Below are 7,656 nucleotides of genomic sequence, written 5' to 3'. Positions count from 1 at the left end.
GTCTCGTTGAGGCGGTGGCCGCGCCAAGTGCCGTCCGCCCAGCGCTTGTCGGCCGCCAGATCCGCCTCGTGAGCGGTACGCCGGCCCGCGAAGGCCTCCGCGAGGCGGGTGTGGTCGTCGATCCAGTTCCGCGGCGAACTCGCCCGCTGATGATGGAGCATGCTCGTGCGTACGGCGTCGTGGTACCGGAAATGCCCCTCCCGGTCGGTGACGAACGGCCGGGCGCGCAGCCATGGGAACAGGTCGGGCTCGGCCGCCGGGACGGCCGCACGGAAGGTCTCCTCGTCGAACCGGAGCGGCAGCGAGCAGCCGAGGACCGCGTCCCGGTGCCCGGTGTCGTCGATCCGGTCGAGGTAGCGGTCGACGGCGCTGTCGACCGACTCCCCGGCCGTTTCCCGCGTGGCAAGGTGCGAGGGGCGGGTGCCCGCGAGCATGTCCAGGAGGAGGGGCAGCCCGAGGGCGGTGTCCAGGATGGACGTGATCGCGGCCTCGTCGGTCACTCCGCGTGCCGCGAGCAGGTCTCTGGCCTCGGGCTCGGTGAAGACCTCCAGCGGCACCTCGGTCACGCCGGCGCGGAGGCCGGCCCAGTCGTTCTCGTCCAGCGGGTCACGGCCGGCCAGCACGACGACGACGTTGCCGGGCAATGGGCCGAACCTGTCCAGCAGGAGTGCGCGTACCCACTCGTCCAGGAACTCGCCGGACCGCTCCCAGGTGTCGAAGAACAGCACCAGGAACGGCTGTTGACGGGCGAGTCGGACCAGCTCGCGCACGAAGGCGGTGCCGATCCGGGCGGTCGCATCGGTGTCGTGCTCGTCCGTCCGACGTTCGCGAGGCCGCTGGTCACGTTCCGTGGCACGCATCCAGTCGACGTGCCGGCCGATCATGGCGGGACTCGCCAGGTCGGGCCCGACCGCGGGGCCCGGAGTCGATGCGGACGCGCCCTTCAGGGACTGGGCCGCGATCTGACCGCTTGGAGGGGGAGCCTGCCCGTCGGGGGCCACAGCCGACCCGTCGGCCTCGCGCTGCCCCTCGTCGAGCGCCGGCCTCGCGCCGAAGCCCATCAACCGGCCCGGCGGAAAGCCGAGTTCGGCGCCGACAGCCTCCATCGCCTCCGCAACACTGCACACCGCCGCCGCGTCGACCACCGCGGTCGCTGCGCCGTGCGAACGTGCGGTGGCTTGCCAGTGCAGCAGCAGCGTCGACTTGCCCACCCCCGCGACGCCGTGCACATGGATGAGCCGTCGGGACCCGTCCGGGCCGGGGTCACGCGCGATGCCGTCCTCGAACAGGGCACGCTCCGCATGCCGCCCGACGAACACCTCTTGGCCCTCGGCCCCGGTATGTCCCTCGGACTGCTCGGTCAACTCACCCCGCGACGACCGCTGTTCGTCCCCCTGCGACCGTCGTACGTTCCCCCGTACCATCCGTCCCCCTCCCCCGGCGAGGAGGTTACGTCACCAACTGCCCCTTACCCAAGGCAATTACCCCGCCCTTGGACACGGTGTACAGCTCCGCGTCCCGCTCCGGATTGACGCCGATCGTCGCGCCCGGCGGCACCTCGACGTTCTTGTCCAGAACCGCGCCCCGTACCACCGCGCCCCGGCCGATGTGGACGTTGTCGTGCAGGATCGAGCCCTGGACCACCGCGCCCGGGTCGACCACGACGCCGGGTGACAGGACGGACCGCGTGACCTGGCCGCGGATCAGGCAGCCCGCGCTGATGATGGACTCCCCCGCGATACCCCCGGCGTTGAAACGGGCCGGGGAGAGCTGGTTGGAGTGGGTGTAGATGGGCCAGCTGCGGTTGTAGAGGTTGAACGCGGGGCGCTCGGCGATGAGGTCCATGTGGGATTCGTAGTACGCGTCGAGCGTGCCGACGTCCCGCCAGTAGCCCTGGTCGCGGGTGGTCTCGCCGGGCACGTGGTTGGCGCTGAAGTCGTAGAGCTGGGCCTCGCCGCGGTCGGTGAGCTGGGGCAGGATCGAGCCGCCCATGTCGTGCACGGAGTGCCCGTCCTCGGCGTCCCGCTGCAGCGCCTCGATCAGCACCTTGGTGGTGAAGACGTAGTTGCCCATCGAGGCGAAGACGGACTCGGGGTCGTCGGCGAGGCCGGGCGGGTCGGCGGGCTTCTCCAGGAAGCGCTCGACGGTGAGGCCGTCCGAGCCGGGGCTGATGACGCCGAAGGAGGAGGACTCGGTACGCGGGACGCGGATCCCGGCCACCGTGACGCCCGCGCCGCTCTCTATGTGCTGGGCGAGCATCTGCCGCGGGTCCATGCGGTACACGTGGTCGGCGCCGAACACGGCGACGTACTCGGGCCGCTCGTCGTAGATCAGGTTCAGCGACTGGAGGATCGCGTCGGCGCTGCCCAGGTACCAGCGCGGGCCGAGCCGCTGCTGGGCCGGGACCGGGGTGACGTAGTTGCCCAGCAGGCTGGACATCCGCCAGGTCTGGGTGATGTGCCGGTCCAGCGAGTGCGACTTGTACTGCGTCAGGACGCAGATGCGCAGGATGTCCGCGTTGACGAGATTGGAGAGAACGAAGTCGACGAGACGGTACGTACCGCCGAAGGTGACCGCGGGTTTCGCGCGGTCCGCGGTCAGGGGCATCAGGCGCTTGCCCTCTCCGCCCGCAAGCACGATTCCGAGCACCGAAGGACCACCCCGACGCATGGCCGCTCCCCTCACCGTGGTTGACCCATGCCTGCCCTTGAGCTGGGCGGAGTAAGCCTGTTCGAAGCCTGCTCCGTACTACTACCCCTGTTTGAGGATCTCCTCGTAAAGCCGGACCGTACGGCGGGCGACCGCGTCCCAGCCGAATTCCCCCACGGCGCGTTCCCGTCCGGCCTCGCCCATCCGCCGGGCGGCCTCCGGGTCGCCGAGGACCGAGTCCAGCGCCAGCGCCAGGTTCGGCTCGAAGTCCTCGTCCACGGTGACCAGCAGCCCGGTCTTGCCGTCCTCCACGACCTCGGGGATGCCGCCGACCCGGGAGGCCACCACGGGCGTGCCGCAGGCCATCGCCTCCAGGTTGACGATCCCGAGCGGTTCGTACACCGAGGGGCAGACGAACACGGCCGCGTGGGTGAGGAGTTGGATCACCTCGGGACGCGGCAGCATCTGGGGGATCCAGTGCACGCCCTCGCGGACAGCGCTCAGCTCCTGGTAGAGCTCACGGAACTCGCGGTCGATCTCCGGGGTGTCGGGCGCGCCCGCGCACAGGACGACCTGTGCGGCCGGGTCGATGTCCCGTACGGCCCGCAGCAGATGCGGGACGCCCTTCTGACGGGTGATGCGGCCGACGAAGAGGACGAAGGGGCGGTCCCGGTCCAGGCCGATGCGGTCCAGGACGTCGGTGCCGTGGTCGGGCCGGTAGAGCGCGGTGTCGATGCCGTTGTGCACGATGTGGACCTTGGCCGGATCCAGCGCGGGGTAGCAGGTGAGGATGTCCTCGCGCATGGCCCCGGACACGGCGATCACGGCGTCGGCCGTCTCGATCGCGGTGCGCTCGGCCCAGCTGGACAGCGCGTAGCCGCCGCCGAGCTGCTCGGCCTTCCAGGGGCGCAGCGGCTCCAGGGAGTGGGCGGTCATCACGTGCGGTATGCCGTAGAGCAGCTTGCCGAAGTGTCCCGCGAGGTTGGCGTACCAGGTGTGGGAGTGCGCGAGCTCGCGGCCTTCGAGGCCCGCGGCCATGGCGAGGTCGACGGAGAAGGTGCGCAGCGCGTCGTTGGCGGTGTCCAGGGCGGCCCAGGAGCGGTGGCGTACGACGCCCACCCCGCGGCCCTCGCCCCAGCAGTGCACCTCCAGGTCGACCAGGGAGCTCAACTCCCGGGCGAGGAACTCGACATGGACACCCGCGCCGCCGTACACATCCGGCGGGTACTCCCGGGTCAGCAGTCCCACTCGCACCCACAACCCCCTGGTCTCCGCAGCCGGTTCCCACATGGTCACCCAGATGTGCCGCGCGCGGAAGGGCAACTCGGGGGCCCGCGGGAATCGACGACCCCTTCGAACACGAAAAGTTACGGAATTTTCTTAAACATACGATAGCCGGTTTTTGTCAGCATATGCGAGGCTTGTAGGTGAGGGCCGGGTGCCCGTCCGGCCCTGCGTAGTACGGAGCGGACCTCGGGTGCCGTGTGGTCGGCGCTCTCGGGGGCGAGGTCGACGAAGGCCAGTAGTACCAAGGCCTCTAGGGGGTGTGGCCCCGAGGTGTCCACCCCGTGTCACCCACCCTGGGGAGGACAACGCCCGATTCGTACTCCATCGGCAGTAGGACCCAATGCCTGCTCAGGGACGACGACGGGAACAGTTCGACAGGGCATCGTGTTCGGTATGAAGGACGACCGTTCGCCGCGCCGGGCCCAGCGCCCCCGCCTCACGCAGAGGAGCAGCTCATGAATGCCCTCGCGTTGTCCGTGCTGCTGTCGCTCGTGTCCGCCGTGGCCTACGCCGGTGGCGCGATCGTGCAGGAGCACGTCGCGGTGTCCTCCCCGGACGAGCAGTACGCGCCGCTGCGCCGGCCGACCTGGTGGGCCGCGGTCGCGTTGAACGGCCTGGGCGGCATCCTGCACGTGGCGGCGCTGGCCTACGGCCCGCTCAGCCTGGTGCAGCCGCTCGGCGCCCTCACCATCGTCTTCGCGCTGCCGATGGCGGCGCTCTTCGTGGGCCGCAAGGCCGGTGCGACCGCCTGGCGCGGCGCGATCATGGCGACCGTCGGCCTCGCCGGTCTGCTCTCCCTGGTCGGCGCCTCCGACTCGCAGTCCCTCGACACCGCCCAGCGCGTGGGCGTGGCCGTGGTCACCGGCGGTGTGGTCCTCGCCCTGATGATCGCGGGCCGCGCCGCCCACCGGCACCCGGCGGTGCGCAGCATGCTGCTCGCGACCGGATCCGGCATAGCGTTCGGCATGTCCTCGGTCTTCACCAAGACGGTGGCGGTCGACTGGAGCGGCGGTGTGACCGCCTCGGACCTGCCGTCCCTGGCCGTGATCGGCGTCTTCGCCACGGCCGGCATGCTGCTGTCCCAGGCCTCCTACCGCGGCGCGGGCCTCGCGGCCCCGCTGGCCACGCTGACCGTGGTGAACCCGGTGATAGCGGCCGCGGTGGGCATCACGATGTTCGGCGAGACCTTCCGCTACGGCACCACCGGCACGGCGCTCGCGCTGAGCTGCGGTGTGGTGGCGGCCGGCGGCCTGATCCTGCTGACGACCGAGCGCCTCTCCCGCACCTCCACGGAGACGGCTCCGGCTCTGCCCGAGCCCGCCGCCGCGGCACCCGCCGAGAAGAACCTGGTGGCGCTGCCCGAGCAGCCGGTGGCCGCGCGCCGCGAGGACGCACGGGAGCGCGAGGAGATCCTCGTACCGGCACAGGCTCAAGGAGCGGCCGCGGACACGTCCTACGACGGGGACACCGACCCGGCGTCGCCCGCCGCGGGCGCGGACAGGGACGAGGACGACGAAGCGCCGGCGCCTTACGGCTTCCACGGTCCCTTCTTCGGCGGCACCTACCTGCCGCTCCCACTCGTGGACCGGCACCGGGTACGCGTCAAATCCTGACGCCGCCGGCCCTGAGATAGGCGACAGGGTCGATGTCCGTACCGAATCCGGGCCCCGTCCGCACTTCGAAGTGCAGATGCGGGCCCGTGGTGTTTCCGGTGGACCCCGAACGCCCGAGCCGCTGCCCCTCGCCCACCGACTGTCCGGCCCGTACGGAGATGGCCGACAGGTGGGCGTACTGGGTGTAGCGGCCGTCGGCGTGCCGGAGCACCACCTGGTAGCCGAAGGAGCCGCCCCAGCCGGCGGTGACGACCTTGCCCGCGCCGACCGCCTTCACGGAGGTGCCGGTGGGGACGGGGAAGTCGACGCCGGTGTGGTAGCCCTTCGACCAGGAGGAGCCGGTCGCGTGGTACTGGGTGCCGGTGGCCGCGTTCACCGGGGCGACCAGGGAGTGCCGGGTGCCGGCCTTCTCCTCGGTCTTCTTCTCGACCTTCTCCTCGGTCTCGGTGGACGTCTTCTTCTTCGTCTCCGTGGCCGTGCTCGCCGTGGTGTGCGTCTTCGGCGTCGTGTGAGTGGTCGGGGTCGCCTTGGCCCGCAGGTCGAGCCGCTGGCCCGGCATGATCAGGTCGGGGTCGGTACCGACGGTCGTCCGGTTCGCGGCGTAGAGCCGCTGCCAGCCGCCCGGGACGTGCTCGGTCTCGGCGATCTCGGAGAGGGAGTCGCCGCGGACCACCGTGTACATCTCCGCCCTGCCCGCCCTGGACTGGGGCGTGGTCTGCGGCTGCACGTCCTGCACGGAGGTCCCGGTCTTCTTCGTGCTCTTCTTGGTGGTCTTCTCGGCGGACTGCCCGCCGGTGCCGCCCGCCGGGTGGATGTCCGGGGTGTCACCGCCGCGGGTCAGCCCGGCCCGTACCGAGCACACCGGCCAGGCGCCGGGCCCCTGTCCGTCCAGGACCTTCTCGGCGACGGCTATCTGCTGGTCCTTGGTGGCCAGGTCGGCGCGCGGGGCGTACTTGGTGCCGCCGTACGCCTCCCAGGTCGACCGGGTGAATTGGAGCCCGCCGTAATACCCGTTGCCGGTGTTGATGCTCCAGTTCCCGCTCGACTCGCAGGCGGCCACCTTGTTCCAGGTGGACACGTCGGCGGCGTGGGCCGTGCCGGCCCCGATGAGCGGAATCGCCATGCCGACGCTGCCCGCCGTGACGGTGAGCGAGGCGCGGTTGATCGTGTTGGGCTGATACCGGCGGTGCCGGCCGCGTACGGCCATGTCCCAAGCCCCCATCGACAGGCGTCAGGCAGGAAGGCCAAAACTAAGCGCCCCGAACAGGCCATGACAAGACGGCAAATCAGCCTCCCTGTCTCACAAGTGACCAGGAATAAACCCCCGTTGTGTTTCGGCTGAGGCAGGTGGGGTTGGCTGTACGTATCTGCGGACGGTATGTCACGCACTCCGGACGTGCGCCCCACGTACCGGCACGTCAGGATGGTCGGTGGGGCGATACTGACGGGCACGACCGGCACCACCGAAATCGGATCCTCTAGGAGCCAACCGAATGAGCACTTCAGCCCAGATCGGCGTCACGGGTCTCGCGGTCATGGGCCGCAATCTCGCCCGTAACTTCGCCCGCAACGGCTATACGGTCGCGCTGCACAACCGGACGGCGGCGCGCACGCACGCCCTGGTCGAGGAGTTCGGGAACGAGGGCGACTTCATCGCGGCCGACACCGCCAAGGAGTTCGTCGCCGCGCTGGAGCGGCCCCGGCGGCTGGTCATCATGGTCAAGGCCGGCGATCCCACCGATGCGGTGATCCAGGAGTTCGCCCCGCTCCTGGAGCCCGGCGACATGATCATCGACGGCGGCAACGCCCACTTCGCCGACACCCGGCGCCGCGAGCGCGACCTGCGCGAGCAGGGCATCCACTTCGTCGGCATGGGCGTCTCCGGCGGCGAGGAGGGCGCGCTGCACGGCCCGAGCATCATGCCGGGCGGCCCGAAGGAGTCGTACGACTCGCTCGGTCCGATGCTGGAGAAGATCTCCGCGAAGGCCGCGGACGAGGCGCCCTGTGTCACGCACGTGGGCCCCGACGGCGCCGGGCACTTCGTGAAGATGGTCCACAACGGCATCGAGTACGCCGACATGCAGCTGATCGGCGAGGCCTACCAGCT

6 protein-coding genes are annotated in these 7,656 nt (G+C 70.5%); 2 read left to right on the top strand and 4 right to left on the bottom strand.

Annotated elements, in window-relative coordinates; genetic code table 11:
- The 3 genes from ACWDR3_RS46530 to glgA form a co-directional block, all read right to left on the bottom strand.
- Nucleotides 1-1,364 (bottom strand): AAA family ATPase (locus ACWDR3_RS46530; protein ID WP_450358757.1); only part of this gene is annotated, 1,364 nt, incomplete at its 3' end.
- A gap of 85 nt (nt 1,365-1,449) precedes the next feature.
- Nucleotides 1,450-2,670: a glucose-1-phosphate adenylyltransferase gene (glgC, locus tag ACWDR3_RS46525; protein ID WP_450358756.1), complete on the bottom strand. Its 1,221-nt coding sequence runs from the start codon at nt 2,668-2,670 to the stop codon at nt 1,450-1,452.
- Between the two features lie 81 nt (nt 2,671-2,751).
- Nucleotides 2,752-3,903, bottom strand: a complete 1,152-nt coding sequence (glgA, locus tag ACWDR3_RS46520) for a glycogen synthase (protein ID WP_450358755.1) — start codon at nt 3,901-3,903, stop codon at nt 2,752-2,754.
- Nucleotides 3,904-4,391: 488 nt separating this feature from the next.
- Between glgA and ACWDR3_RS46515 the strand changes: the two genes are divergently transcribed.
- Nucleotides 4,392-5,549: a DMT family transporter gene (locus ACWDR3_RS46515; protein ID WP_450358754.1), complete on the top strand. Its 1,158-nt coding sequence runs from the start codon at nt 4,392-4,394 to the stop codon at nt 5,547-5,549.
- Here the strand turns inward: ACWDR3_RS46515 and ACWDR3_RS46510 are convergent.
- A complete protein-coding gene (locus ACWDR3_RS46510) occupies nt 5,539-6,756 on the bottom strand; it encodes a transglycosylase family protein (RefSeq protein WP_450358753.1) in 1,218 nt (405 codons plus the stop codon). The two genes, ACWDR3_RS46515 and ACWDR3_RS46510, sit on opposite strands and share 11 nt — an antisense overlap.
- A 286-nt stretch (nt 6,757-7,042) precedes the next feature.
- Between ACWDR3_RS46510 and ACWDR3_RS46505 the strand changes: the two genes are divergently transcribed.
- On the top strand, nt 7,043-7,656 hold a 614-nt coding region (locus ACWDR3_RS46505), incomplete at its 3' end, for an NAD(P)-binding domain-containing protein (RefSeq protein WP_450358752.1).

This window comes from Streptomyces sp. NPDC001002, from assembly GCF_053599215.1.
Note: the sequence above shows the minus strand (reverse complement) of the source record. Positions and strands in the feature narration are given on the sequence as shown.